Origin of the sequence: Flavobacterium hydrocarbonoxydans, assembly GCF_009789235.1 — a bacterium.
In the GTDB taxonomy this organism is placed as follows: Bacteria; Bacteroidota; Bacteroidia; order Flavobacteriales; family Flavobacteriaceae; genus Flavobacterium; species Flavobacterium hydrocarbonoxydans.
Genome location: NZ_WSTB01000007.1, coordinates 26,790 through 53,234, shown reverse-complemented (window position 1 = coordinate 53,234; position 26,445 = coordinate 26,790). Strand labels below are relative to the sequence as shown.

Genomic DNA, 26,445 nt, shown 5'->3' with positions numbered 1-26,445 from the left:
ATATTTATAAAAATTAATAGTTATGAAACTAAAATAATAGTAGTTTTACGAATCTAATATTTTCATTGATTAAAATGATAACAAGACGAAATTTTATAATTAATACCGGGCTGGCTACTACAGCGGTTTTAGCTTTGCCTTCTTTAGCTTTTACTATGAATAAAAAACAAATAGGTTTGCAGTTATATACTTTGAGGGAGGAACTTCCTGGAAAAGTAAAAGAAACATTAGAAAGAGTTGCAAAGGCTGGATTTACGACTGTTGAAACGTATGGTTTTTCTATTAAAGATCAATTCTGGGGGTTATCTGCGGCAGAACTAAAGCAAATTTTAGAGGCTAACGGGCTTAAAGCTGTAAGTGGGCATTATAATTCAGGTAGTTTTTTATCTGATGGAAATACCGATGAATTAAAAGCCTCTATTGAAGCAGCAAAGATTTTAGAAAGCGAATATTTTACGATTCCCTGGCTTGATGCCGAGTTAAGAAAAAACATTCAGGATTATAAACAAATAGCTGTTCGTCTGAATGTGGCTGCGAAAATGTGTCAGGAAGCAGGTTTAAAGCTGGCGTACCACAATCATGATTTTGAATTTGATAAACACGATGGTCAAACGGGCTTCGAAATATTATTAAAAGAAACCGACAAAAATCTGGTTTATTTTGAACTGGATTTGTATTGGGTTATTTTTTCAGGTTTAAATCCTGTTGAATTGTTTCAGCAGAATCCGGGGCGTTTTAAGCTTTGGCATGTTAAGGATATGGATAAGTTAAATCGAAAATTAAATACTGAAATTGGTTCGGGATCTATCAATTTTAAAGATATTTTTAAGGAAACTAAAGTGTCAGGAATGCAGTATTTCTTTGTAGAACAGGAAAATAATTATAGCCCTACTATATTTGATTCTATAAAAACAAGTCACGATTTTGTCGCAAAAGAGTTGGCTTAAGCGATAGAAATAGTTGAATGTTTTATTTTTGTACCCATAAAAACAAATAATATGCAAAGTTTCGGAACAAGCAAAGAATTTATAAAAGGATCAGAAATCGAGTGGGAAGTAGTAGGAGAAGGCGTAAAACGCAAAATTATGGCTTTTGATGATCGTGTGATGCTGGTAAGCGTTCATTTCGAGACAGGTGCGATCGGTACTTTGCACGAGCATTACCATACACAGGTAACCTACATTTCCAGCGGAAAATTTGATGTTACGATCAGTGGCGTTACGCAAACCTTAGAAGAGGGAGATAGTTTTTACATTCCGCCTCATGCAATTCACGGCGTTCTTTGTTTAGAAAGCGGAATTTTAACCGATGTTTTCAGTCCGATTAGGGAAGATTTTATGGTTGGAAGAACATATTAAAATCAAATTTGGCCTTCGTTTTGGGTAGAGCTCACGAAAATTTATATTTTTTTTAAACTTTCGATAAAAAATAGTGTAGTATTTTTGCCTGATGAATTTATCCAAAACGAATGTCTTGTTTATGGCAGCTTGCACTGGACTTATAGTTGCAAATCTGTATTACTGCCAACCCTTAATTGTTTTAATTGCCAACGAATTTAAAATTCCCGAAGCCAACGCAGGTACGATAACCTATCTTACGCAGGCAGGTTACGCGATTGGATTGTTTTTTATGGTTCCGCTTGGCGATAAAATCGAACGCAAAAAGCAAATTTTAATCACCACTTTAGCTTCGGTAATAGCTTTGATTATTGCTGCGACGGCCAAAAGTTTCGTAATTCTTCAAATAGCCTCATTACTTATCGGAATCACCTCGATTGTGCCGCAGCTTATTTTGCCTTTGGCTGCTTCCTTGACTAGTCAGGAGCAAAGAGGAAAAGTGATCGGGACTATTATGAGCGGTTTATTGGTTGGTATTTTGCTGTCAAGAACCCTTAGCGGATTTATAGGTCAGGTTTTAGGTTGGAGGTCTATGTTTTGGATCGCTGCCGGAATTTGCTTACTGATATTTTTTGCTATTCAAAAGAAATTTCCAGTGAATAAACCTCAATTTCAAGGTACTTACGGTCAATTAATTCAATCACTTTTTACTTTAATAAAAACACAGCCAGTATTGCGCGAAGCCACCTTAATCAATGTGTTTTGCTTTGCTCAGTTTGGCGCTTTCTGGACTACGATGGTTTTGTTGCTTTCGGGGGAACCTTTCAAATTTAATAGTGCTACGATAGGGCTTTTCGGAATCGTTGGAGCTTCGGGAGCTTTGGCAGCACCACTGGTTGGAAAAATGGGAGACAAGGGAAATCCGAGAGTAGCGGTAGGTTATGGTTGTTTATTGATGTTAATCAGTTTTATTACTTTTTACTTTTCAATCGAAAGTATAATTGGCGTTGTCATCGGAATTGTTTTTATCGATATCGGAATTCAGGGCGTTCACATTTCCAATCAAACCCGAGTATATTCGTTATTGCCGGAAGCCAGAAACAGACTCAATACGGTATTTATGTCGTTTAGTTTTTTAGGAACAGCCGCTGGTTCTGCCTATGGTTTATTATTATGGAAGCTTGGCGGATGGCACGCTGTAACTATAGGATGTGCAGGATTGGCATTGTTAGCATTATTAGTTTACGGACTTACATTCAAATCATCCCGAAGGATCGGGACTAAAAAATAGAAAGCACAAATTGATATAGAATTAATTTGTAAATTTGCATTCAAATTAAAAATAACAACGATGGAAAACGGAATATACGCTAAATTCAACACGAGCAAAGGTTCGATTTTAGTAAAACTAACACACGACTTAACACCAGGAACCGTAGGGAATTTTGTAGCGCTTGCAGAAGGAAATATGGAAAATAAAGTAAAACCACAAGGACAAAAATTCTACGACGGATTAAACTTTCATAGAGTTATTCCAGATTTTATGATTCAGGGTGGTTGCCCAAAAGGAACAGGAACTGGAGATCCAGGTTATAAATTTGATGATGAATTTCACCCAAGTTTAAAACACGATCGCCCTGGAGTTTTAGCAATGGCAAACTCAGGTCCTGCAACTAATGGTTCTCAATTTTACATTACGCACGTTCCAACTTCTTGGTTAGATGGGAAACACACTGTTTTTGGTCATGTTATCGAGGGTCAGGATGTTGTTGATGCAGTTGCTCAGGGTGATGCTTTGGAGACTTTAGAAATTATCAGAGTTGGAGAAGAAGCGCAAAAATGGAATGCAATCGAAGCTTTTATTGCTTTAAAAGGTGCTCGTCTTAAAAGAGATGCAGAATTAAAAGCGGCTTCTGAAGCAAAAATGGAGCAATTGGCTGCTGGTTTTGATAAAACAGAAAGCGGTTTACGTTACAAAATGATTCAAAAAGGAGATGGTAAAAAAGCAGAAGCTGGTAAAACGGTTTCAGTTCACTACGAAGGATCTTTAGAAACAGGAAAAGTTTTTGATTCATCTTACCCACGTAAAAAACCAATCGAATTTAAATTAGGAATTGGTCAGGTTATCGAAGGATGGGACGAAGGTATTGCTTTATTACAAGTAGGTGACAAAGCTCGTTTTGTAATTCCATCTGATTTAGGATATGGACCTGCAGGTGCTGGAGGAGTTATCCCACCAAACGCAACTTTGATTTTTGACGTTGAATTAATGGACGTAAAATAAGAAGATAAAAGACAATTTAAAGTTGTTTTAAATAATAATCCCATTCGTCTGTCGAATGGGATTTTTTTTATATTTACTAAAAAACAAACGAAACATGAAATCAAGAATTTTAACCGCAGCAGTTGCTTTAGTATTATTTTCCTGTGCAACTAAAACACCTGCAGTAACTGAGGCCGCACCTGTTGCAAAAGCTGTAGAACTAACACCAGAATTGGCTGCAGGACAAAGTTTGTATGATAATAATTGTGCAAAATGCCACAAATTATATGAACCGAAGAAGTTTACTCACGAGGAGTGGAAGCCAATCCTGGTAAGAATGCAGAAAAAAGCAAAACTAGATGATACACAAATGGTTTCCATTTCAAATTATATCAATTCTCAATTGTAATTTTTAAACCCGACAGGTTTTTTAAACCTGTTGGGTTTAAAATTAAATTTATTCGTAAAAATTATAGAAATAGGTATTTTATTTCCATTTAATATTACAGCCAATACTTGGTTTCTGAGGGTTTTTTAAACTTCGATTGTAAATTAGTGCGTCGATCGCGCTTCGCAAATCACTTCCGCTTAACGGAATTCCGTTTCCAGGTCTGGAATCGTCTAATTGACCGCGATAAAATAATTTATCCTGACTGTCAAATAAATAAAAATCTGGGGTACAAGCAGCATCAAAAGCTTTGGCAACTTCTTGATTTTCATCAAATAAATAAGGGAAATCCATTTTATTTTCGAATGCAAATTCTGTCATCATTTCTGGAGAATCCTGCGGATATTTTACAACATCATTACTGGAAATAGCTATTATTCCCAAGCCTTGTACACGATAATCATTGGCAATCATAATAATTTCTGGCATAACATGATGTACAAACGGACAATGATTGCAGATAAAAATCACTAATGTTCCTTTAGCGCCTTTTATGTCTTCAAAAGAATAATTATAGTTTGAGTTAGTATCTTTTAATTTGAAATCTGGAGCAAGCGTTCCAAGTGGAAGCATATTTGAAAGAGTTCTAGCCATTTTTACAGAAAATTAGTTATCCAAATTTAACTTTAAAATTCTGTAATCAAAAGAAGTAGGAGATTAAAAAAAATACCCAAAGAAGTTTTGCTCAAAAAAATAGTACATCCTTTGGGTATTGGTTGAAAATTTACGAATTCAGAAAATTCAATAAATCCTCATTTAATTTATCTTTTTCGGTATAAAATAGTCCGTGTGGTGCGCCTTCATAAACAATAAAAGTATTATTGGCTATGGCCGCAGCCGTTTTTTCTGAACTCACTTCTATCGGAACATTTTTATCTTCATTTCCATGAATAATTAAAGTAGGAACTTTAATAGTGTGCAATTCATCTCTAAAATCAGTAGTATTTAATGATTCGGCACATTTTAAGGTAGCTCTTGAAGATGCAAACGAACATAACATTCTGTAATATTCTAACAATGGCGTACTCAAAGGTTTGTTGATGATGTTGACACCAAAAAACGTTTTACCAAAATTATCAAGAAACCCGATTCGGTCTTCTTTGATGGCTGCTGCGCTGGCTTCACCTTTTTCTTGTGGACGTCCTTCCGGATTGTCTTCGGTTTTTAATAAAAAAGGAATAATCGACGAAATCAAAGCGGCTTTTTTAACGCCTTTTCCGCCATGTCTGCTAAAATAACGAACGACTTCACCGCCACCCATTGAGAAACCTACCAACGTTACATTTTCTAATTCGAGCTGCTCAATAATTTCTTTTAAATCATCTGATAAAGTGTCGTAATCATAACCATTCCAGGGTTGGGATGATTTACCAAATCCACGTCTGTCATAGGCAATTACTCTATAATTGTTTTGAACTAAAAACTCAATTTGATATTCCCACATTTCGTTCGAAAGCGGCCACCCATGTATCAAAATGACAGGTTCTCCCTGACCATAATCTTTTACATAGAGTTTTACATTTTGTTCCGTTTCTATATATTTATCAGTATTTGGATGTTTCAAGTCATATTGAAAATACCGAATTGATGGGTTGCTGTTAGTCAGAATATTTTCCATTTTTAGTAATTTAAATGTTATCTTATAATGTGTTTTGTAAATTTAGTTTTTACTTAAAAAAATAATTTATAGAATTAATGGAATCCCTTACAGAATTAATAGATTTGTAAAACAACATTAAAAAAAAAGCAAAAATGGATTTAACCTGGAGTGAATTTGAAAGAACTGATATGCGTATTGGAACCATTATCGAAGTAAATGATTTTCCAGAAGCCAGAAAACCAGCCTTTCAGCTTACGATTGATTTTGGTTCTGAAATCGGAATTAGAAAATCATCGGCACAAATTACCAAAAGATATTCTAAAGAAGATTTATTGAATCGCCAAATTGTGGCGGTTGTCAATTTTCCTAAAAAACAAATAGGCAGGTTTATGAGCGAATGTTTAGTTTTGGGCGCAGTAGGACAGGAGGGAGACGTAATTTTACTGGCTCCCGATTTTAAAATTGAAAATGGTTTAAGAATAGGGTGATTTTTAAGATTTAGGAAAAGATTTGCTTTTTTGTAGTTGCTCAGAAAAAAAATAAAAAAATCTGTTTTTATCCGCGTTTTTACGAAGTAAATCCGTGTTATCCGCGGTCTATTTCAAGTTTAGCTTAGTTACCAACTGCTCTAAAATCAATTGTCCTTCTTCCCAGTATTCTAAATCCGAATCTGAGTTGATGTGTCCTTTTTGGCCAACATTTACGAAATCACTTCCCCACATTTTGGCAAAATATTGTTTTCTTTCAAAAGAAGCATAAGGATCATTTTCGCTTGCTACTACAATCGACGGAAAAGGCAATTTTGCAACAGGAATAGGCGAAAAATTGCGTACAGATTCGGGGGTGTGAATTGGCGAATCCACATCGGCTGGAGCCACTAAAAGCGCACCGATAATATTTTCATTTTTATTGGAACTGGCCCAATGCTGCACTAAAGAAACCGCCAGACTATGTGCCACCAAAATAGTTGGTTTTTCAAGTTTTGAAATTTCTTCGTTCAATCGTTCTAACCAATCTTTCAGTTGAGGTTCATCCCAATTATCCTGAACAATTCTTATCGAGTTTTTATATTTTTTATGCCAGAAGGTTTGCCAGTGTTTTTCTCCGGAATTTCCAAGTCCGGGTAATATTAAAAGATTGGTTTCCATGGCCGTGGATTTATTTAATGATTATTTTTAATTTTCCTTTATAATTCGGTTTACTTCGTTTACTAATAGTGGAAAAGCAGGTTCTGTCATACCGTGACCATAACCGTCTAATTCAAAAAGCTGGGTTTGTTTGTGCCCAACCAATTTCATCATTCGCTCCATATAAGCGTTCTCTTCATAGCGGCCTAACATTTCCAGTTCACGGTTACCCGTTATTAATAATAAAGGCGGAGCATCTGCGCGTACATGGAAAAGCGGAGCAAAAGCATCGATGGTAGGTTGTTTTTCAGGAATTCCGTTTTGTCTTCGAATTTCAAAATGCGTGATACACTGACTGCTAAACGGAATAAGCCCAGCAATTTTATTGGCATCAATTCCCTCTTTTTGCAGCCATTTTTTATCCAGACCAATCATCGAGGTTAAATAAGCACCTGCAGAATGTCCTGCAACAAAAATTAAAGAAGAGTCACCGCCATAATTCGCAATATTATTGAATGTCCAGGCTACTGCAGCAGCAGCGTCTTCAATACATTTTTCGGCTTTAACTTTGGGAGATAATCTATAATTTACACCAATAATTGCAAAACCTTTATTCTTTAAAGCTTCTGGTATTTCTTTGCTTCCGCCAGTTAGACCGCCACCATGAAACCATACAATCGTAGCAAAATTTTTACTGTTTTTTGGATAATAAATATCCAGCACGCATCGCTCATTGATGTAACTGTCAGCTTTGTTTACTACAGTATTATAATATTGAATGTTTGATTTGGTTTCATATTCTGTTTTTTGAGCAACAGCTGAAAATCCAATTAGGATGAAACTTATTATAAACGTTATTTTTTTCATTAGATATAGTTTTTATTCTACTTTAAAATTTCCTTCTAAACCATTTTCGGCATGCGAAGCTATCCAGAGTTTAAAATCGCCAGGCTCAGTTTTTAGCTCCATCTGATCATTATAAAAAGCCAAATCCGAAACCGGTATAGAGAATTCTACTGTTCTGGATTCTTTTGATTTTAATTCTATTTGTACAAAATCTTTCAATTCTCTAACAGGTCTCACGATACTTCCTGTAATATCCTGCACATACAATTGTACCGTTTCAATTCCGGTGGTGTTGCCGGTATTGGTGATATTCGCAGTAACTGTCAGACGATCATTGGTTTTTAAGTTTGTCTTTTCAATTTTTAAATTATCATATACAAAAGATGTATAACTTAGACCAAAACCAAAAGGAAACTGAGGTTCGTAGCCAGCATCCAGATAATGCGAATTGTTGCCTAAAGAACTTTGCCAGGCTTCAACCGGAATATCCTGAATGGCTACGAAAGTTTTAGGATCTGCAGGTCTTCCGGTACTAGGATGGTTGTAATAAATAGGAATCTGTCCCACTTCTTTTGGCCAGGTAACCGGCAATTTTCCGGATGGATTTGCAATACCTTTTACAATATCCGAAATAGCTGGTCCAGCCATAGTTCCGGGATGCCAGGCCATAAGTACGGCTTTTACATTGGGTAAAACGGCTCCAAGTGTAATAGGTCTTCCAGCCATAATTATCAATACGATTGGTTTTCCTGTTTTGGATAATTCGGCAATTAATTTTTCCTGTAAACCAGGTAAATTAATATTCGCTCTGGAATGCGCTTCACCAGATAGTATGGCTTCTTCACCAGCAAAGAACAGAATGACATCTGCTTTTTTGGCTTCAGTAACGGCTTCTGCGAATCCTTCTTCAGAAAGTGATCGGCTGTGTGAAAGCCCTGCTGCGTAAAAAACGTTATTTTGACCAAAACTAGTTTGCAAAGCTTTCAAAGGAGTCTGAGAATCGGCTTTGTTTCCGTCAAAAATCCAGGTGCCTAATTGTTCTCTTGGCGCATCCGCTAATGGGCCAATTACAGCAATTTTTTGATTGGATTGTAAAGGCAGGATTTGATTTTCATTTTTCAATAAAACACAACTTTTAATAGCAGATTCTTTTGCTGTTGCTAAAGATTCGGCAGTCAAAATCGAAAATTTTTCTCTGTCTTTAAAATAGGGATTTTCGAATATTCCGGCGCGAAATTTTATTCGTAGAATGTTACGAACCATTTCATCTAATTCTTTTTCGGAAATTTTCTTTTCTGTAATTAATGTTTTTAAATGATTTGCATAAGACAAGCTCGTCATTTCCATGTCTAATCCTGCCGAAGCAGCTTTGAGCGCGGCATCTTTTTCATCAGCAGCAAATCCGTGTGGAATCATTTCGGTGACAGAATTCCAGTCGCTTACCACAAAACCATCATATTTCCATTCTTCGCGTAATATTTTTTTAAGTAAAAATTTATTTCCCGATGCTGGAATTCCATTAATATCATTAAAAGAACTCATAAAAGTAGCTGCTCCTGATTTTGCGGCAGCTTCAAAAGGTTTTAAATATACATTTCGCAGCATCGATTCAGACATACTCACGGTATTGTAATCTCTTCCGCCTTCAGCGGCTCCATAAGCTGCAAAATGTTTGGCACAAGCTAAAATTTGTCCAGGAACCGAAGGATCTTCACCCTGAAATCCTTTAATATACGCTACTCCTAATCTCGAAGCCAATAAAGGGTCTTCACCCGGTGATTCGGCAATTCTTCCCCAACGGGCATCTCTGGCAATATCGATCATGGGTGCAAATGTCCAATTGAAACAATTTGAATACGATTCGTTTGCTGCAATTTTTGATGTTTTTTCGACCAATGGAATATCCCAGGAGGCGGCTAAACCAAGGGGAATAGGAAAAATAGTTTTATAGCCATGAATGACATCTCTACCAAATAATAGCGGAATGTGGCTAGGGCTTTCGTCAACAGCAATTTTTTGTATTTCAAATACTAATTTGGGATCTGTAAGGTTTAAAATGGCACCTACCAATCCTTTACGTACCTCATTTTTAAGTTCTTCAGATAAACCTTTACTTCGGCTCGAAGTTCCTTTTAGACAAGCCTGACCAATTTTTTGTTCAATTCTCATCTTTTTTATAAGATTATCTATTTTTTTTTCTATTTGTGGATTTGTTTTTTGTGAATAAGAAGAAAAGCTTATCACAAAGAACAGGACCAGGTAAATAATTTGGTTTTTGGTTATAGTTTTCAAGATCGTGTGGTTTTTGATTTTTAAATATATAAAAAAAGTCCAAAATGCAGCACATTTTGGACTTTAAGTTTTAAAAAGTCATTTTTTAATGACTAAATATCATCAAAATCAATGTCGGTAAAACTTGATCTTTGAGTCGCAATTCCTTCAGGTTTATCAGAACCGTACTCTTTTTTAAAATCTTTTTGGTGTCTTTCAGAGATTACTTCTTCGCCTTTGTGGTTCAAGACGTATGAAGTCATTTCTTCAAGTATTTCGGCAAAAGCACTAAAATCTTCTTTGTATAAGTAAATTTTGTGTTTTTTAAAATGAAAAGAACCATCTTCTTCAGTAAATTTTTTGCTTTCTGTAATAGTGATGTAATAATCGTCAGCTTTAGTAGCTCTCACATCAAAGAAATAAGTTCTTCTTCCTGCTCGTAATACCTTAGAAAAAATCTCTTCTTTTTCTAACATGTCATTTTCTCTCATAATACGTTCTATCATTTTTGGAATTAATAGTACTCAAAAATCATAAAAAATTATCTATTACACAACAATTAAAGTAATTCTTTTTCCGAAAGTTGTTTCAAATATAAAGCAGCATAATAACCATCCTGATTTATTAATTGATTATGAGAGCCTTGTTCGATGATTTTACCATCTTCCAGAATGATTATTTTATCGGCATTTTTTGCCGATGAAACACGATGACTTACAATGATTGTAGTTTTATTTTTACAAATATTAAAAAGATTATTCAGGATAATTTCTTCAGTTTCAGTATCCACTGCTGATAAACAATCATCAAAAAGCAGTATTGCTGGATCTTTTATAATAGCTCTTGCAATCGAAACACGCTGTTTTTGCCCTCCCGAAAGTGTAATACCTCTTTCGCCTAAAATCGTATCATATTGTTTGTTGAATGTGATAATATTATCGTGAACGACAGCATTTTTTGCAGCTTCAATTACTTCTTCATCGGTTGCATCCTGATTTCCAAATTTGATATTATTTTTGATGGTATCCGAAAATAAAAACGCATCCTGAGGCACAATACCGATGTTGTTTCGTAAATCATTTAGATTTAAAGTGCTTATTTCGTTTTCGTCAATTGTAATTTTTCCATCGGTAACATCATATAAGCGGGAAATTAGAGATAAAATTGTCGATTTTCCAGAGCCTGTTTTTCCTAAAACGGCTAATGTTTCTCCTTTTTTTACTGTGAAAGAAACATTTTTCAAGGCTTCAATATTGGTGTCTTCGTAAGTATAACTTACATTTTCGAAAATAATAGATCCCTGAATATCGGATGGATTTTCGTTATTATTTTGGATTTCCGGTTCAATTTTCAGGAATTCATTCAAACGTTTCTGCGAAGCTTCTGCCTCTTGTACCATAGACGAAACCCATCCTAACGAAGCAACGGGCCAGGTGAGCATATTTACATATAAAATAAACTCGGCAATAGTTCCGATGTTCGGAATGGTTCCGTTGATGTACATGACACCTCCAAAATAAATCACGACTAAATTACTAATTCCGATAAGGGCAATCATCAGAGGGCCAAACAACGACTGGACTTTTGCCAGATTCAAACTTTTGCTTTTGCTTTCCTGGGCAAGAGCCACCATATTATGCTGATGCTGATTTTCTAACGAATAGGCTTTTATTACTCGGATTCCAGAAAATATTTCTTGCGAAAAACTGGATACTTTCGATAAATATTGCTGAAAAATGGTACTTCGTTTATTGATTTCAGAACTTAATTTGAAAATACAATAAGACAAAATGGGTAAAGGAAGAATGGTATATAAGGTTAGTAATGGCGAAACATTATACATATATATAATCACAATGGCAAAGCGAATAAAAGTATTTATCGTGTACATAACGGCAGGCCCAACATACATACGGACTTTCGAAACATCTTCGCTTATACGATTCATCAAATCTCCAGTGCGGTTTTGTTTGTAAAAGTTTTGCGAAAGATTCTCGTATTGTTTAAAAACCTCATTTTTTAAATCAAACTCAATATGACGTGACATTACAATTAAGGTCTGACGGGTTAAGAAGAGAAAAAAACCTGAAATTATTGCAGTAGCTATAATTAAGAGTACATTATGAATTAAATCCCCTCGATAAGCATCAATAATGACTTGTGACATTTGATCTGCTTTTGGCAATTTATCAAACTTTTCAATTTCATTTAATGACTTACTAATAAGTTTTGGAGTGAATAAAGCAAATATTTGTGAGATTATTGCGATTAAAATACCAAGAGAAAAACTGTATTTGTATTTGATGAAATATTTATCTAAATAACGTAATTCTTTCATTTTTGTGAGATATTCGATGTTGAAACCAAAAGGTTTTGTAAATTATTCTCAATTTAATGTTAGAGATAAAGCAATTTTCGCAATCGTCTTTAACTATTAAATCGTTATTAAAAAGCTAAAAAATTAGCACATGTGTATTTTTTATTTAAATTTGAGTTGTCTTTTTGACGAATTCATAATTTTAATAAATAAATAGTAACACTATGGATGCAACTTTCGCAACTGGAAAAGAACTTCAAAAAATGGATCCTGTTTTTGGTCAGTTATCTTTTGACGATCATGAACAAATTGTATTTTGCAATGACAAAGATACAGGTTTAAAAGCAATTATTGGTATTCATAATTCAGTTATGGGGCCAGCTTTAGGAGGTACTAGAATGTGGAATTATAATACCGAATGGGAAGCATTAAACGATGTTTTGCGTCTTTCAAGAGGTATGACATATAAATCTGCCATTACCGGATTGAATATTGGTGGAGGTAAAGCAGTAATTATTGGTGATGCTAAAACGCAAAAAACACCTGAATTGATGCGTAAGTTTGGTGAGTTTGTTCACTCTTTAAGCGGAAGATATATCACTGCTGAAGATGTTGGGATGGAAACAAAAGACATGGATACTGTAAGAGATGTTACGCCTTATGTAACAGGTATCTCTGAAGAAAGAGGTGGTTCAGGAAATCCTTCGCCTATAACTGCTTACGGAGTTTATTTAGGAATGAAAGCGGCTGCTAAAAGTCAGTTTGGTTCTGATGTTTTAGACGGCAAAAAAGTTTTGGTTCAGGGAATTGGTCACGTAGGTGAAACTTTGGTTGATTATTTGACTAAAGAAGGAGCGCAGGTAACGATTACCGATATCAACGAAGAAAAATTATATCAGGTAGCTCAAAAATACGGAGCAACTATTTATACAGGCGAAGATTTATATACTGCTGATGTAGATATTTATGCGCCATGTGCGATGGGAGCAACAATTAATGATAATACAGTAAACAAAATCAAAGCAAAAGTTATTGCTGGTGCTGCCAACAATCAGCTTGCTGATGAGAATGTACACGGAGCAAGATTGCAGGAAAGAGGTATTTTATACGCTCCGGATTTCTTGATCAATGCTGGTGGAATTATCAATGTTTATGCTGAATTAGAGCATTATGGTAAAGCTGAAATCATGAGCAAAACCGAAAACATCTACAACACTACGTTAGAGATTATCGATTATGCTGTGAAAAACGGAATGACAACACATAAAGCTGCTTTAACAATTGCTCAAAATCGTATTGATTTGAGAAAAATTGAAAACAGTAAAAAATAATATTTTAAGTTTACAATCTCAGTTTTTAGCTCTTTGTTTCATCAGAAACGAAGGTTGAAAACTGAGATTTTTTTTATATCGATTATGAATTAGTTTTTTGAAACGTTTTTTATGGTATTAAATTTTAATATAAGACGTTAAATTCATAATTTTGCAGACTAATTTTTAAATGTTCTTACAAGGTGGTAAATAGAAGACACATACGCGTTAAAGTAATGCAATCCATTTATGCAATGCATCAAAGTGGTTCTGATAATATGGAAAAAGAAGAAAAATTTCTTTTTTACAGTATTGATAATATTCAGGATTTATACCTTATAATGCTTTCTTCGTTGATTGAAATTTGCAAAAAAGAATCTGTTTTTTTACATCTTTCAAGCAAAAAACATCTTGCAACCCCTGCAGAACGTAATCCGAACGAGAAGTTTATCAAAAATAAAATTTTTCAGCTTCTTGCCGAAAGCAACTCGCTTAGTATTGCTTTAGAAAACCGTAAAATCAACAATTGGCAGTTAAATGACGATTATATTTTATTGCTTTTAAATGATATTAAAGCAAGCGAATTGTACAAAAAGTACATGAGCAACACTACCAATACTTTTGATGAAGACAGACAATTTATAATTGATTTATTTGCCGAAGTAATTGTTCCTAACGAAAAATTATATGAGTATCTGGAAGATGATAAATTGACCTGGGTTGATGATATTCCGGTTGTAAATACGCATATTATCAAACAATTGAAAGCTATCAAAACGGAAGATCCGGATGATTTTAGAGTGCCAAAATTGTATAAAGATGTTGAAGATAAAGATTTCGCTAAAGATTTATTCAGAAGAACAGTTTTAAACGAATCCATTTTTGCAAAAGAATACGATGATAAAACACCAAACTGGGACAGTGAAAGAATTGCCGAAATTGATACGATTATTTTGAAAATGGCAATTTGTGAGTTTTTAAAATTCCCATCAATTCCTGTAAAAGTTACCCTTAACGAATATTTAGAGATTGCCAAAGAATATTCTACTCCAAAAAGTAGTATTTTTATCAACGGGATTCTGGATAATTTGGTAAAAGAACTAGAAGCCAACAAAAAAATGATAAAAGTGGGTAGAGGTTTAATGTAAGATTCTAAAATCTTAAATTTGAAAATCCAAAATCCAATTAGAATGTCACTCTGAGTAAAATCGAAGAGTCAATAATAAGAATATTAACAACAAAATTAAAACTATACACTATGCAAGATGTAATGAAATTTGCCCCATATTTACTAATGTTTGCTGTGCTTTATTTCTTTATGATAATGCCAGCACAAAAAAAGGCAAAAAAAGAAAAAGAATTTGAAAGCGCCCTTAAAGTGGGTGATAAAATAATTACAAAAAGTGGTATTCATGGTAAAGTGGCTGAGCTTTCAGAAACTACAGTAATCATCGAAACAATGTCTGGAAAATTAAAATTAGAGCGTTCTGCAATTTCTATGGAAATGAGTGCTGCTTTGAATGCTAAAAAAGCTTAATTTTTTTTTAGAAATTCCAAAAAAATATAAATCCCAAATTCCAATGTAATAATTGGAGTTTGGGATTTTTTTATTGAAAATTCATTCCAGTTTTGTCACCACGATTTATATATAAAACCAAATCTTTTTTTTTAGGAGCTAATCCCGCTATCCGTTACAATCTTTTGTTTTTTAAAGAAAAAAACAAAAGGATTTTCACTCCTATCGGGGCTAGGGCATCCGTTTTCAACAAGAATGTTTTTGTTTATTTTTTTTCATTTCGAACGAGGAATCTCTATAAGTATCTTGACAAAGATTGAAGAATAACTATATAGAGTATCTAGTGGAGATTCCTCGTTAGGAATTGACAAAAAAAAACCTTTTTCAAAGTTCAAAACTTTGAAAAAGGTTTCAATCCTTTTGGAATTTGGAATTTATTTTTTGGAATTTTTAAATTCTACCTGTATTTATCATTCAAACCAATACCTTCCAAAATCATCGGAATGATTTTTTCAAGTCTGGTCAATTTAGTTTTCTCTTGTTTGGCGGTTTCTATATATTCTAAAAACTCATATTGTTTGTAAGGAGTAAATTTCTGAAAAGCTTCTGCTAAATCCTTATTCTGGTTCATTTCCTTATTTAAAAGTTCCGAGATAATTGCTTCTTTTTTAGCAGGTTTGAGAACTTTACCTTGCTTTTCGTTTTCTATAGCTTCAACAATATATTCTAGAACTTCTTTTTCGTTAACGTCCTCTTTTGACGTAAAACGCCACTGACGTAATGATTTTGTTTTGTCTTCCTGAGCATTGATGAGTTTCTTTTTTTCATCTTTTAAAAAGACACCGTTGTAAAACCAAATCGCAAAATAGTCTTTAAAACCCCCAATTCCGATCACATTTTTTTTATTGAAAACATAAACTGGAGCGCCCCATTTTACAGTTTCAATCAGCTCAGTTTTATCAATAATGGTTTTTAGAAAAAGAATTTCTTCCTCCCAATTATTCATTTTATCCCAAACGTGTTTTTTATCTGCAATTGGTTCCACAATTATTTTCTAGTTTTAGATTTTTCAGTTACATCAAATACACCAGGAATAGCGGTCAATTCAGCAATTTTGACAATTACATCAGTGGCTTTCTGAATGCTTTCAGCCGGAACATATTCGTATTTTCCGTGAAAGTTATGGCCACCGGCAAATATATTCGGACACGGCAATCCCATATACGATAATTGCGAACCATCTGTTCCGCCACGAATTGGTTTTATAATTGGTTTTATGCCTAATTCCCGCATAGCTTTTTCGGCAATATCTACAATATGTTTTACAGGAGTTACTTTTTCTTTCATATTATAATACTGATCTTTAACTTCAGCAATTACAATATCTTCTCCAAATTGTTTAGCGAATTTTTTATTGATTTTTTTGGCAATTTTTCCAATTAAATCTTTTCGTTTTTCGAATTTTTTCTTGTTGTGATCACGGATAATCAATTCTAAAACTGTTTCTTCGATGCTTCCGGTTACGTGATGTACGTGAAAAAAACCTTCGTAACCTTTAGTTTCCTGAGGCGTTTCTCCTTTTGGAAGTTCGTTGATAAAATCATTTGCAATCAGCATCGAGTTGATCATTTTGCCTTTGGCATAACCAGGGTGAACACTTTTTCCTTTGAAAGTAATTTTGGCTCCAGCCGCATTAAAATTTTCGTATTCTAATTCGCCAATCTGGCTCCCATCCATAGTATAAGCCCATTGAGCTCCAAATTTTGCTACATCAAAATGATGCGCTCCGCGACCAATTTCTTCATCTGGAGTAAAGCCAATTCTGATCTTCCCGTGTTTAATTTCTGGATTTTGAACTAAATACTCCATTGCCGAAACAATTTCGGTAATTCCAGCTTTATCATCAGCACCTAATAGCGTAGTTCCGTCAGTTGTAATGATGGTTTGCCCTTTATATTGCAGCAAATCTTTGAAATAATTTGGCGATAAAATGATGTTTTTCTCAGCATTCAAAACAATGTCTTTCCCATCGTAATTTTCGATAATTTGAGGTTTTACATTGGCTCCGCTAAAATCGGGAGAAGTATCAAAATGCGAAACAAAACCAATGGTTGGAACTTCATGCTCTACATTACTTGGTAATGTAGCCATGATGTAAGCTTTGTCATCTATGGTAACATCTATTAAACCAATTGATTTAAGTTCTGCTACTAATTTATTAGCTAGAATCCACTGTTTTTCGGTACTTGGCGTAGTTTGTGAATTCGGGTCTGATTCGGTATCAATTGTTACATAACTGATAAAACGATCTATAATATGTTGCATTTGTTTATTTTTAGGCAAATATAAACAACAATTGCCCAACTTATCTATATAAAGTTGGGCAATTGTTAGGTGTGAAAAGTTCTAAAAAGTTTTTTTTAAATTATTTTTTAATATCCTGTACACATCTAAAACCAAGATGATTGGCAGGAGAATTATATTCACCTTTTCCTCTCGTTCCTACCATGTAACGGGTACAATATTGGTCGGTACATAAAAAGGAACCGCCACGTTGTACTTTTTTTGCGGCACCTGGCTCGGTTGGGTCACTGGTAGTGCTAGGACCTTGTGGATTTTTGATTACTCCTCCCTTTTCACTTAGTTCATTATAATAAACATCAGAATACCAGTCGTTTGTCCATTCCCATACATTTCCGCCTACATCGTATAATCCGTATCCGTTAGGAGCGTATTGTGCAGTAGGAGCAATACCTATAAATCCATCTTCTCCAGTATCTCCTTTTTCCAAAGGAAATTTTCCTTGGTAAATATTGGCTTGAAATTTTCCTTTTGGTTTTAATGTATTTCCCCAAGCGTAAAGTTCTCCTTTTTTTCCGCCGCGAGCTGCAAATTCCCATTCTGCTTCAGTTGGTAATCTTTTGCCGGCCCATTTTGCATAAGCAGCAGCATCTTCCCAGGAAACTTGTACAACAGGATAATTTCCTTTTCCTTTAATGGAACTTTCTGCGCCCTCGGGATGTCTCCAATCGGCACCTCCCTGATAGGTCCACCATTGCATATAATCGTTTAAGGCTACTTTAGTAGGAGTTGGTGTAAAAACTGCCGATCCAGCAATCAAATTTTCTAAAGGAACTCCCGGATATTCTTCTGGAGTAGGCTTTTTTTCTGCTAATGTTACATAGCCGGTCGCTTTTACAAAAGCTTCAAATTGATCGTTTGTAACTTCGGTTTTATCCATATAAAATCCATCAACATAGACCTGATGTATCGGTGCCGCATCTTTGGTAACTCCTTTTATACTGCATAAACTTTCATCTTCAATATTACTTCCCATCGAAAATTCTCCTCCAGGAATCCAAACCATCCCTTTTGGGATTTTATCAGCTGGAGGTACAGTTGTGTTGAGTATAGTTGGTTTAAATAACGAAGGTTCAGATGAAGTATTTGGAATTTCTGCGCAATCCGTAGTTGCCATCATTTTCTTTTTGGCAACAAAAAGTTTAGTATAGCTAAATGCAATTGTGATTATTGAAATGGTAAGAATAGCAAAAATCCAATAGGCTTTATTTTTCATTATAATTAGTTTAAAATAATTGTATTCGTAAGTAATTAATGATAAAGTTAAAAAAAATAACCTTATCAAACTCCATTCATTCGATAAGGTTACTAAAAATATATTATTCGTTAATTATTGTATTCCAAATACGGTTGCATAAGCTTTCTCATTACGGAAACCTTTGTGTGGTAACTGGTTTTAGAATTCAGATACATTTTCCTCTATGTAAATTCTTGATTCGGCTTTCTTTATATTGTATTAATTATCAGCTTCAACAAGAACAACTTCGTATTTGTCTTTACCATCAACTTGAACAGGTTGGTAGTATGTTTCACCAAATTTTACATATTTATTGTCTCCAATGGTTACTTCTTCACCACCTTCCGGTAAATTATCAACAAGAGTACCTGCTTGAGGCGCAACTACTGTGTAATTACTGCCGTCCTTTTCATAATAGGTACCGCCATAATAATAATTGTTTACAGTACCTGTATTAACTGTTTCAGCACCACTTGGAATATTGTTTACAGTTCCGCCTACAGGTGCAGGCACAGCGGTATAACCTCCACTTGTTGAGGTGTACCAGACTCCCTGATCATAGTGATATTGAGTGCTTTCTACGCTAACAACAATTGCTGTAACTGCTAGTGTAGTGATGAAAAATCCCCACGGATGCCAAACTGGTCCCCAATAAAATGGTCTGTATGGACGTGGATAATAAGGATGATATGCATTATAACGATATCCTCCGTATCTGTAAGGAGGACGGGCGTAAGGAAGTGTATTTCTTCTTACTACGGTATTACGATTGTTACGAACATGAACACTGTTATTCACGTTTATATTTACGTTTCTTTTGCTTTTATCAATATTTACTTTATTTCCTCCTTTGATATTGGTGTTTCTATTGCCAACTTTGTTTTTATTGATTGTTGAAGAACTTCTATTGTTGGTTATTTTTTTATCACCAATCTTTGAAGTAGAATTTGGTCTCGTAACTTTATTTTTAGAATTATTTAAACCGGTTCCGGCTCTGTTTACAGTAGATTTTCTGTTGGCTGTTGCTGCGGGTCTGTTATGTTGCGCTGCGGGTCTTGCCTGAGTAGCTCGATGTGCGCCACCGCCACCGCCACCAGCTCGGCGCTGCGCCATACTGTCAATTGTGATCAGAAAAAAAGATCCCATCAAACACATAAGTGTTGTTTTTCTAAGTGATTGTTTTATACTTTTCATTTTCAGTGTTTTATGTTATATAAATTTATTAAAAAAATTAGTTAAGTTTTAATAAAGTATGAAAATATACGTTATTAAAGTTTTTAATATCTTAGGAAACTTTCAAAACTCATACCAAAATTGATCACCTGTTCCAGTTGTGACCAAAGACGATGTAGTACCCAAAACTTCCGTCTGGTCCCATGGCAATATCAATCCTGGTTTTAAATTAAGATATGGAAAACAAAGCCCGGCATTATGCATATTTTTATCATCGTTAAAACTTTAATCATTTTTATTTTTTTTGATAATTTATAATGAAATATCCCATTGTACTCTAAAACGCCAACCATCTGCTAAAGGCAAAGATTTGTCCTGATAACTAAAATGACTCACCTCTGTTGTTAATTTGTTTTTGTGTCCTTTAAAAAACCAGTTTAATGCTAATGAAGATTCATTTTGAAGATTATCTCTGAAATTATTATCAGGTCTGTAAGTAGCATGTCTTCCAGCCATTTCTAAATTTTCAGGCCACCAGTTAAATGCATTATGAAAAAAATATCCCGCCTGAACATAATACCCTTTCATGGTGGTGGTTTTATCATTATCAAGTTTGTCTATAATATCTTTAGTATGCCATTCACTTTGCCATGAAAATCCCTGAAACATAAAAGCAGATTCCAAATTCCACTGATTGGTACGATATTGCCCTGGAGCACCATCTTCAAAACCTTCTAAGGCCCCACCGCCAGATTGCGAAAATCGTGTAAAACCACTTCTGTTAGTAAGTCCGGAAAAAGCAATTATAGCTGCCGGTTTTTCATGAAATTCTAAATCTCCGCCTTCAAAATCAAGTTGTCTTCCTAAAAAGTTCCACTGAGCCCGACCAAAATACATCAAATTGTTATCATCATTTTTAGTGTTTCCTCTTCCTGTTCCGGTAAGTGCTGCTGCCCAATAATTAAAATCGGCAATTCCTTTTCCTTTCAAATGACCATAAACTTCAACACCTTGTTGTCTGTCGGCTGTAAATGCTCTGTTGATTAGGGAACGGTCAACCATTTGTTGTTCGCCACTGCTAATAAAACGTTCTCGGGTATATTCTACTTTCCATTGCCCCACTTTAAAACTTAGCCAATCCCATTTTTCTATCATGATTCTAAAGTCTAATAAATTGGATTGGCTCAATTCATATTCCCAATAATATTTTAACCAGGGCTCAAAGGCATGACCGCCAACTTTTAGACGGGCTCTGTTTATTTTAAAAGCGGTTTGCTTGTCTTGATTATAATCATCAAAAGTGACTGGATCCTGATCATAAGGAGTAGAAAAACGAAACTGAAAACGACTTTGTAATTGAAAAAGAAACTTATTGTCTTTAGTTTGTAATTCTATTCCTTTACTACCGTATTTAAAATTTAGTAATTTGGTTGTGTCTTTTATTTGTTGCGCCCATACAGAATTAAAAAAGAGTAGCGATACAAAAACTACAGGCCAATATTTTATTTTTAGGCTGATATTAAGCATAAATAATTTTATTTTCGAGACACAAGAATTACTTTTTTAACTAAAAGATTATTGAAAAGAGAATATTTTTTTGAAATCATTTTTCATATCCACGACCATCCAGTTTTTTTCTTTTGCTTCTACTAATGCTGATTCTAAATGTCCTATGTAAGATTTAGAATCATAAGCATATTCTCTAATAGAATCGGTATGGTGCAGAATCATTCCAAAACTTTTGTATTTGCTTCCCGATGTATATTGAAGCATAGCTTGGTCACCATCGCTATTTCCTGCGCAGAAAACGGGAACTTTACCAATAAATCGGTGTATCGCTACAGGTTTGCCTTCTTTGTCATCAATAAAAGGAGCTCCTGAAATTTTTCTAATAATTGGTTTGCCATCAACAATTTCATATTTAGCTTCACCATAACTTCCTATAATTTGATAAGGTGGAATTCCATAAGTTTCTTCGGCGAAAGCCCTCATAAAATCTGCACCACCACCGCTCACGATAAATGTTTTAAATTGATTGGCTCTTAAATAATTTAATAATTCTACCATTGGAAGGTAAATTAACTCACTATATGTTTTATTAAATTTTGTATCCTTAGCGGTTGTCATCCATTTTTTTACTGCATCATCAAACTCGGTTTCGGTTTGGTTGTTGTTATGAGTAGTGTTTATTAATTTTAATATACCAGGAATTCCAGCTTTTTTAAGAGGTTCAAAATCTCCGTTAACAACGCCTTTTAAAACAGGATCTTTCAGTAAATCCGGATTTGATTTTGATAAAGTTTTAAGATTGTCAATTGCAAAAATAAATTGTGTGCTCAAAACTGGTTGCTCTGTCCAGAGTGTACCGTCATTATCAAAAACCGCAATACGGTCTGCTACCGGAATAAAATTTGCTGATGTGCTATCGGTTACCTCTTTTACCCAGGTTTCTATTCTGGATTTAGACGCATCAGACCAAGAAGCTAAATTTGTTGAAGTTTTTGTTTCAGATGAGTCTGATGAATTGGTAATGGTTTCTTTTTTACAAGACGCTAATAAAGTTATAATAGATAATCCGATGATAATTTTTTTCATTGTTACTTACTTTTAATTAATAACCTTATTTATCTCCAAAGCTTTTAGCGATTCCAAGTCCAAGTCCCCAGCTATCATAAGCGCTCCATTTTACATCATAACTAAAAGTTCCAAAAACCTCCCATCCATCTGAAATTTCGTGTCCATATTCAGCGCCAATGCGTGTAAGGGCAAAATTTTCTTCTTTAGCAAATTCACCTCCCATTCCTAGTAAAAAACTCCAATGTTCGTTAAATTTATAAATCCCCATAACGGCAGGAGCAATTGGATAACTTCTTTCGACGGTTTCTTTTTCTTCTCCGCCTTCGAGATTTTTCTCTACTTTAAATTTTTCAATTACAATGTCAGTATGTAAGCCAACTGCCCATTTTTCGCTAAAATGATAGGTATAGTCAATTGCCCAAGAAGGTAAGGTCAAAGCTTTTTTCTTATTTTCTTCGTCGCGTCCTTCAAAAATATGCACGTGATTAATAGCTATTCCGAGTTGATGATGAGGCCTAAAAGTTTCCTCAGAGGTGTTTTCCTGTGCTAATGTTTTATTTGAAAAAAATGATGCGAATCCCAATAAAATTATCGGGAAAAGTAGCTTTTTAGAGGGTAATTTGCAATTCAGCATTTTGTTTTGTTTTTGAAATGAGCATTTATCGCGATTTTATTTATGTTTTTATTTTGGAAACAAGAAGATAACAACGGCTCTCCATCCCCAATCTGCTCTCATACTTTCAGGAGCTATGATATTAATACGTGGCCCAATTGCTAATGAAACTTTTTGAGTTCCGATACTGGTTACACCACTCACATTTGGAACTAACCAAACCGATGAAGTGTTTGCTACCCAGTTTTGAGTATATTCTGCAACAACACCTAAACCTGCACCACTTTTCCAGTTGTGTGTGATAAAAGGCTGTACAAACATTTGACTTACATCAGGTCTGTCACTACTTCCTGCAACACTCCATATTTGATTGGCCAAAACTCCTAATGTCCAACCGTTGGTTTGTTTTAAAGCAATTGCAGTTGGCCCAATACCAAATTTTTTTGTAGTTAAAAAATCATCAGTTCCAGTCGGAATCAAAAATGCAGGTCCAACTCCCCAGGTATAGCCATTTTTAGTGTTCTTTGGACTAAAAAAAGCACTCACAACAGCATCGCTCAAACCGCTTTCTTTTTGACCAACTCCGGTTATATTATTTTGCGTAACAATAGGTAAAACTACTCTGGCAATCATGTTTAGATTATCGTTGATGCTTACAGGAAGCACAGGTTGAAAATTCAAAGTATTTCTACTGCCATTGAGAGTTCCAATTCCATAATCGCTATTATTTTGAAACGGAACACTAATTAAACTTGCAATCGGATTGGATAATTTTTTAGCTAATTCAGCGGCATCGTCCTGAGCTTGTAATTTTGTGCTGGAAAGTAGTACTATCAAAAATAAAACTTTTAGGTAGTTGGTATTACAATTCATAAAATTTGATTCTGAGATTAAACTTTATTTTTAGTAGATTTTATACTACAAATATAATAACTTTAAGCAAAGTATTCGGTATAAAATAATGTTTTTTTATTTACAAAAAATACGCTATTGCTAATACTATATAAGTTTATTTGAAAATTATTGATAACATATAGTAGTCGTAAAACTGCGTTGCGTTTTTTATAACTATTTGTTTAGAAGAGGGGTATAGCGAATTTACTAAAATTATCTTAAAAATAGTTTGATTTTTTTATAATAATTATTGGTATAAAATCCTTTATGTAAATCATTTTCTTAAGTTTAAACAGTTTTTGATTAAAAGGATACATTTTAAAGTTTAATAGTTAAATTTGCACTCGAAAAACAACAACTATTTTTATGTATAAATTGATAATTCGTCCGATACTTTTTTTATGTGATCCAGAAGAGGTTCATTATTTTACTTTTTCTTTTGTTAAATTCATTTCAAAAATTCCCGGAGTTTCATCAATTATAAAAGCTATTTACGAAGTAAAAGATGTTCGTCTGGAGCGTGAAGTTTTCGGAATAAAATTCAAAAACCCAGTTGGACTTGCAGCAGGATTTGATAAAGATGCTAAACTCTATAAAGAATTTTCAGATTTTGGTTTTGGATTTATAGAAATAGGAACTGTAACACCAGTTGGTCAGGAAGGAAATCCTAAAAAACGTTTATTTCGATTAAAAGAAGATCAGGCTATTATTAACCGAATGGGTTTTAACAATGGCGGTGTTATTGAAGCCGTTGAACGTTTAAAACAAAATTCAGGCGTTTTGATCGGTGGAAATATTGGTAAAAATAAAGTAACACCAAACGAAAATGCTGTAGATGATTACCTTATTTGTTTTGATGCTTTATTTGACCACGTTGATTATTTTGTGGTAAATGTGAGTTCGCCTAATACACCCAATTTAAGAGCTTTACAAGATAAAGAACCTTTGACGGCTTTGCTTCAAACCTTACAAAACAGAAATCTTGAAAAGCAAAAAACAAGTACTCAAAAAGTAAAACCAATTTTACTAAAAATTGCTCCAGACCTTACAGATGAACAATTATTAGACATTATAGATATTGTAAAAACGACTCAAATTGCGGGTGTAATTGCGACCAATACTACGATTTCGCGTGAAGGTTTGCAATCTGAAAACCAATCTGAAATGGGTGGTTTGTCCGGAAAACCATTAACGAAACGTTCGACTGAAGTAATTCGTTTTCTTTCGAAAAAAAGCAATAAAGCATTCCCGATTATTGGAGTAGGAGGAATTCATTCTGCAGCTGATGCTATCGAAAAACTGAATGCTGGAGCTAGTTTGGTACAGCTTTACACAGGATTTATTTACGAAGGACCAGCTTTGATAAAAGAGATTAATAAAATGATTTTAAAGCAATTGTAAAATCAAGGCTTGAACAATCAATCCTGTTACAATCGCAATTCCAAAACTGATTAAAGTACCAATTAAAAACATATTCGGTAAGTTTTTTCAATTATTACATTTTTTGGTAATAATTAACAATATTACAAAATTTGGTAATACTGAAAAGAAAGAAAAATTATAACTTTTTTATCTTTAAAAAAGGAACTAACTTAGCATTCATAAAAGAATTGCTTTGAGTAAAAAAATCAAAATTATAGAATGTCCACGGGATGCCATGCAAGGCATTAAGACGTTTATTCCAACTGACAGAAAGGTTTCGTACCTGCAGGCTTTGCTAAGAGTCGGGTTTGATACGATAGATTTTGGGAGTTTTGTTTCTCCAAAAGCGATTCCGCAAATGCAGGATACAGCCAGGGTTTTGGCACAGCTTGATTTGTCGCAAACAACCAGTAAACTACTTGCCATTATTGCCAATACGCAGGGAGCTACTTTAGCTTCGGAAAATGCTGCAATTCAATATTTAGGATTCCCATTTTCGATTTCAGAGAATTTTCAGATGCGAAATACACACAAGACTATTGCGGAATCTTTAATCACTTTGGATGAAATTCTGGAAATTGCCGATAAAAAAAATAAAGAAGTCGTAACTTATCTTTCTATGGGTTTTGGAAATCCTTATGGTGATCCATGGAATGTGGAAATTGTAGGCGAATGGACCGAAAAACTATCTAATATGGGAGTGAAAATCTTGTCACTTTCGGATACCGTTGGAACTTCTACACCGGAAGTCATTACGTATTTATTTTCTAATTTAATTCCAAAATACCCGAAAATAGAATTTGGAGCACATTTGCATACGACTCCAAATAGCTGGTTCGAAAAAATTGATGCTGCGTACAAAGCGGGCTGTACACGATTTGATGGTGCCATACAGGGTTTTGGAGGCTGTCCGATGGCAACGGATAAGCTAACCGGAAATATGCCAACCGAAAAATTACTTTCTTATTTTACCGCCAATAAAGCGCAAACGGATTTAAATTCTTTAAGCTTCGAAAGTGCTTACAACGAAGCTTCAAAATTGTTTGGTGCTTTTCATTAAAAAAATTACATTTACTTACCCAAGTTAATTAACCTACAATCAGAATATATTTTAATATAAATCTAATTGTTAT

26 protein-coding genes are annotated in these 26,445 nt (G+C 34.3%); 11 read left to right on the top strand and 15 right to left on the bottom strand.

Annotation, left to right across the window (positions count from 1 at the left end; translation table 11 throughout):
- Positions 1-74 precede the first annotated feature (74 nt).
- The 5 genes from GON26_RS13430 (at position 75) to GON26_RS13410 (ending at position 4,009) form a co-directional block, all read left to right on the top strand.
- Positions 75-947, top strand: coding sequence for a sugar phosphate isomerase/epimerase family protein (locus tag GON26_RS13430; protein ID WP_160375290.1), 873 nt, complete (start codon positions 75-77; stop codon positions 945-947).
- Positions 948-998: 51 nt separating this feature from the next.
- Positions 999-1,358, top strand: a complete 360-nt coding sequence (locus tag GON26_RS13425) for a cupin domain-containing protein (RefSeq protein ID WP_160375289.1) — start codon at positions 999-1,001, stop codon at positions 1,356-1,358.
- Positions 1,359-1,479: 121 nt separating this feature from the next.
- Positions 1,480-2,628 (top strand): MFS transporter, encoded by a 1,149-nt coding sequence (locus tag GON26_RS13420; RefSeq protein ID WP_230407938.1) that lies wholly within the window; start codon positions 1,480-1,482, stop codon positions 2,626-2,628.
- 60 nt (positions 2,629-2,688) lie between these two features.
- Positions 2,689-3,621, top strand: coding sequence for a peptidylprolyl isomerase (locus GON26_RS13415; protein WP_160375287.1), 933 nt, complete (start codon positions 2,689-2,691; stop codon positions 3,619-3,621).
- Positions 3,622-3,715: 94 nt separating this feature from the next.
- Positions 3,716-4,009, top strand: coding sequence for a cytochrome c (locus GON26_RS13410; RefSeq protein ID WP_160375286.1), 294 nt, complete (start codon positions 3,716-3,718; stop codon positions 4,007-4,009).
- A 78-nt stretch (positions 4,010-4,087) separates the two neighbouring features.
- Here GON26_RS13410 and GON26_RS13405 read toward each other — a convergent pair whose 3' ends face one another.
- Positions 4,088-4,642: a thioredoxin family protein gene (locus GON26_RS13405; protein WP_160375285.1), complete on the bottom strand. Its 555-nt coding sequence runs from the start codon at positions 4,640-4,642 to the stop codon at positions 4,088-4,090.
- Between the two features lie 130 nt (positions 4,643-4,772).
- On the bottom strand, positions 4,773-5,666 hold the full coding sequence (locus GON26_RS13400; RefSeq protein ID WP_160375284.1) for an alpha/beta fold hydrolase: 894 nt from the start codon (positions 5,664-5,666) through the stop codon (positions 4,773-4,775).
- Between the two features lie 134 nt (positions 5,667-5,800).
- Between GON26_RS13400 and GON26_RS13395 the strand changes: the two genes are divergently transcribed.
- Positions 5,801-6,136, top strand: coding sequence for a tRNA-binding protein (locus tag GON26_RS13395; protein WP_160375283.1), 336 nt, complete (start codon positions 5,801-5,803; stop codon positions 6,134-6,136).
- A gap of 108 nt (positions 6,137-6,244) precedes the next feature.
- Here GON26_RS13395 and GON26_RS13390 read toward each other — a convergent pair whose 3' ends face one another.
- The 5 genes from GON26_RS13390 to GON26_RS13370 form a co-directional block, all read right to left on the bottom strand.
- Positions 6,245-6,796: an RBBP9/YdeN family alpha/beta hydrolase gene (locus tag GON26_RS13390; RefSeq protein ID WP_160375282.1), complete on the bottom strand. Its 552-nt coding sequence runs from the start codon at positions 6,794-6,796 to the stop codon at positions 6,245-6,247.
- Between the two features lie 27 nt (positions 6,797-6,823).
- On the bottom strand, positions 6,824-7,642 hold the full coding sequence (locus GON26_RS13385; protein ID WP_160375281.1) for an alpha/beta hydrolase: 819 nt from the start codon (positions 7,640-7,642) through the stop codon (positions 6,824-6,826).
- Positions 7,643-7,654: 12 nt separating this feature from the next.
- Positions 7,655-9,790: a glycoside hydrolase family 3 N-terminal domain-containing protein gene (locus tag GON26_RS13380; RefSeq protein ID WP_160375280.1), complete on the bottom strand. Its 2,136-nt coding sequence runs from the start codon at positions 9,788-9,790 to the stop codon at positions 7,655-7,657.
- A gap of 215 nt (positions 9,791-10,005) precedes the next feature.
- Positions 10,006-10,383: a PUR family DNA/RNA-binding protein gene (locus GON26_RS13375; RefSeq protein WP_160375473.1), complete on the bottom strand. Its 378-nt coding sequence runs from the start codon at positions 10,381-10,383 to the stop codon at positions 10,006-10,008.
- 68 nt (positions 10,384-10,451) lie between these two features.
- Positions 10,452-12,230 (bottom strand): ABC transporter ATP-binding protein, encoded by a 1,779-nt coding sequence (locus tag GON26_RS13370; protein ID WP_160375279.1) that lies wholly within the window; start codon positions 12,228-12,230, stop codon positions 10,452-10,454.
- 203 nt (positions 12,231-12,433) lie between these two features.
- Here GON26_RS13370 and GON26_RS13365 point away from each other — a divergent pair, with 203 nt between their 5' ends.
- The 3 genes from GON26_RS13365 to yajC all read left to right on the top strand — a co-directional run bounded on the left by GON26_RS13365 (position 12,434) and on the right by yajC (position 15,056).
- Positions 12,434-13,540, top strand: a complete 1,107-nt coding sequence (locus GON26_RS13365) for a Glu/Leu/Phe/Val family dehydrogenase (RefSeq protein ID WP_160375278.1) — start codon at positions 12,434-12,436, stop codon at positions 13,538-13,540.
- 215 nt (positions 13,541-13,755) lie between these two features.
- Positions 13,756-14,667: a transcription antitermination factor NusB gene (gene nusB, locus GON26_RS13360; protein WP_160375277.1), complete on the top strand. Its 912-nt coding sequence runs from the start codon at positions 13,756-13,758 to the stop codon at positions 14,665-14,667.
- Positions 14,668-14,777: 110 nt separating this feature from the next.
- Complete coding sequence (gene yajC / locus GON26_RS13355; RefSeq protein WP_160375276.1) at positions 14,778-15,056, top strand: preprotein translocase subunit YajC; 279 nt, start codon at positions 14,778-14,780, stop codon at positions 15,054-15,056.
- 436 nt (positions 15,057-15,492) lie between these two features.
- Here yajC and GON26_RS13350 read toward each other — a convergent pair whose 3' ends face one another.
- The 8 genes from GON26_RS13350 to GON26_RS13315 form a co-directional block, all read right to left on the bottom strand.
- The gene (locus tag GON26_RS13350) at positions 15,493-16,080 is read right to left on the bottom strand and encodes a YdeI/OmpD-associated family protein (protein ID WP_160375275.1); all 588 of its coding nucleotides are present in this window, start codon (positions 16,078-16,080) and stop codon (positions 15,493-15,495) included.
- Between the two features lie 2 nt (positions 16,081-16,082).
- A complete protein-coding gene (gene pepT, locus GON26_RS13345) occupies positions 16,083-17,360 on the bottom strand; it encodes a peptidase T (RefSeq protein WP_160375274.1) in 1,278 nt (425 codons plus the stop codon).
- A 100-nt stretch (positions 17,361-17,460) separates the two neighbouring features.
- Positions 17,461-18,612 (bottom strand): formylglycine-generating enzyme family protein, encoded by a 1,152-nt coding sequence (locus GON26_RS13340; RefSeq protein ID WP_160375273.1) that lies wholly within the window; start codon positions 18,610-18,612, stop codon positions 17,461-17,463.
- A gap of 240 nt (positions 18,613-18,852) precedes the next feature.
- A complete protein-coding gene (locus tag GON26_RS13335) occupies positions 18,853-19,827 on the bottom strand; it encodes a DUF6515 family protein (protein ID WP_160375272.1) in 975 nt (324 codons plus the stop codon).
- Positions 19,828-20,118: 291 nt separating this feature from the next.
- The gene (locus GON26_RS13330) at positions 20,119-21,333 is read right to left on the bottom strand and encodes an OprO/OprP family phosphate-selective porin (RefSeq protein ID WP_160375271.1); all 1,215 of its coding nucleotides are present in this window, start codon (positions 21,331-21,333) and stop codon (positions 20,119-20,121) included.
- 48 nt (positions 21,334-21,381) lie between these two features.
- Entirely contained in the window at positions 21,382-22,401 is a 1,020-nt protein-coding gene (locus GON26_RS13325) for an HAD family hydrolase (protein WP_160375270.1), read from the bottom strand.
- A 25-nt stretch (positions 22,402-22,426) separates the two neighbouring features.
- Positions 22,427-23,017: a hypothetical protein gene (locus tag GON26_RS13320; RefSeq protein WP_160375269.1), complete on the bottom strand. Its 591-nt coding sequence runs from the start codon at positions 23,015-23,017 to the stop codon at positions 22,427-22,429.
- Positions 23,018-23,065: 48 nt separating this feature from the next.
- Positions 23,066-23,833 (bottom strand): hypothetical protein, encoded by a 768-nt coding sequence (locus GON26_RS13315; protein WP_160375268.1) that lies wholly within the window; start codon positions 23,831-23,833, stop codon positions 23,066-23,068.
- A 423-nt stretch (positions 23,834-24,256) separates the two neighbouring features.
- Here GON26_RS13315 and GON26_RS13310 point away from each other — a divergent pair, with 423 nt between their 5' ends.
- Complete coding sequence (locus GON26_RS13310) at positions 24,257-25,291, top strand: quinone-dependent dihydroorotate dehydrogenase (RefSeq protein WP_160375267.1); 1,035 nt, start codon at positions 24,257-24,259, stop codon at positions 25,289-25,291.
- Between the two features lie 214 nt (positions 25,292-25,505).
- Positions 25,506-26,372: a hydroxymethylglutaryl-CoA lyase gene (locus tag GON26_RS13305; protein WP_160375266.1), complete on the top strand. Its 867-nt coding sequence runs from the start codon at positions 25,506-25,508 to the stop codon at positions 26,370-26,372.
- The last annotated feature ends 73 nt before the right edge of the window (positions 26,373-26,445 follow it).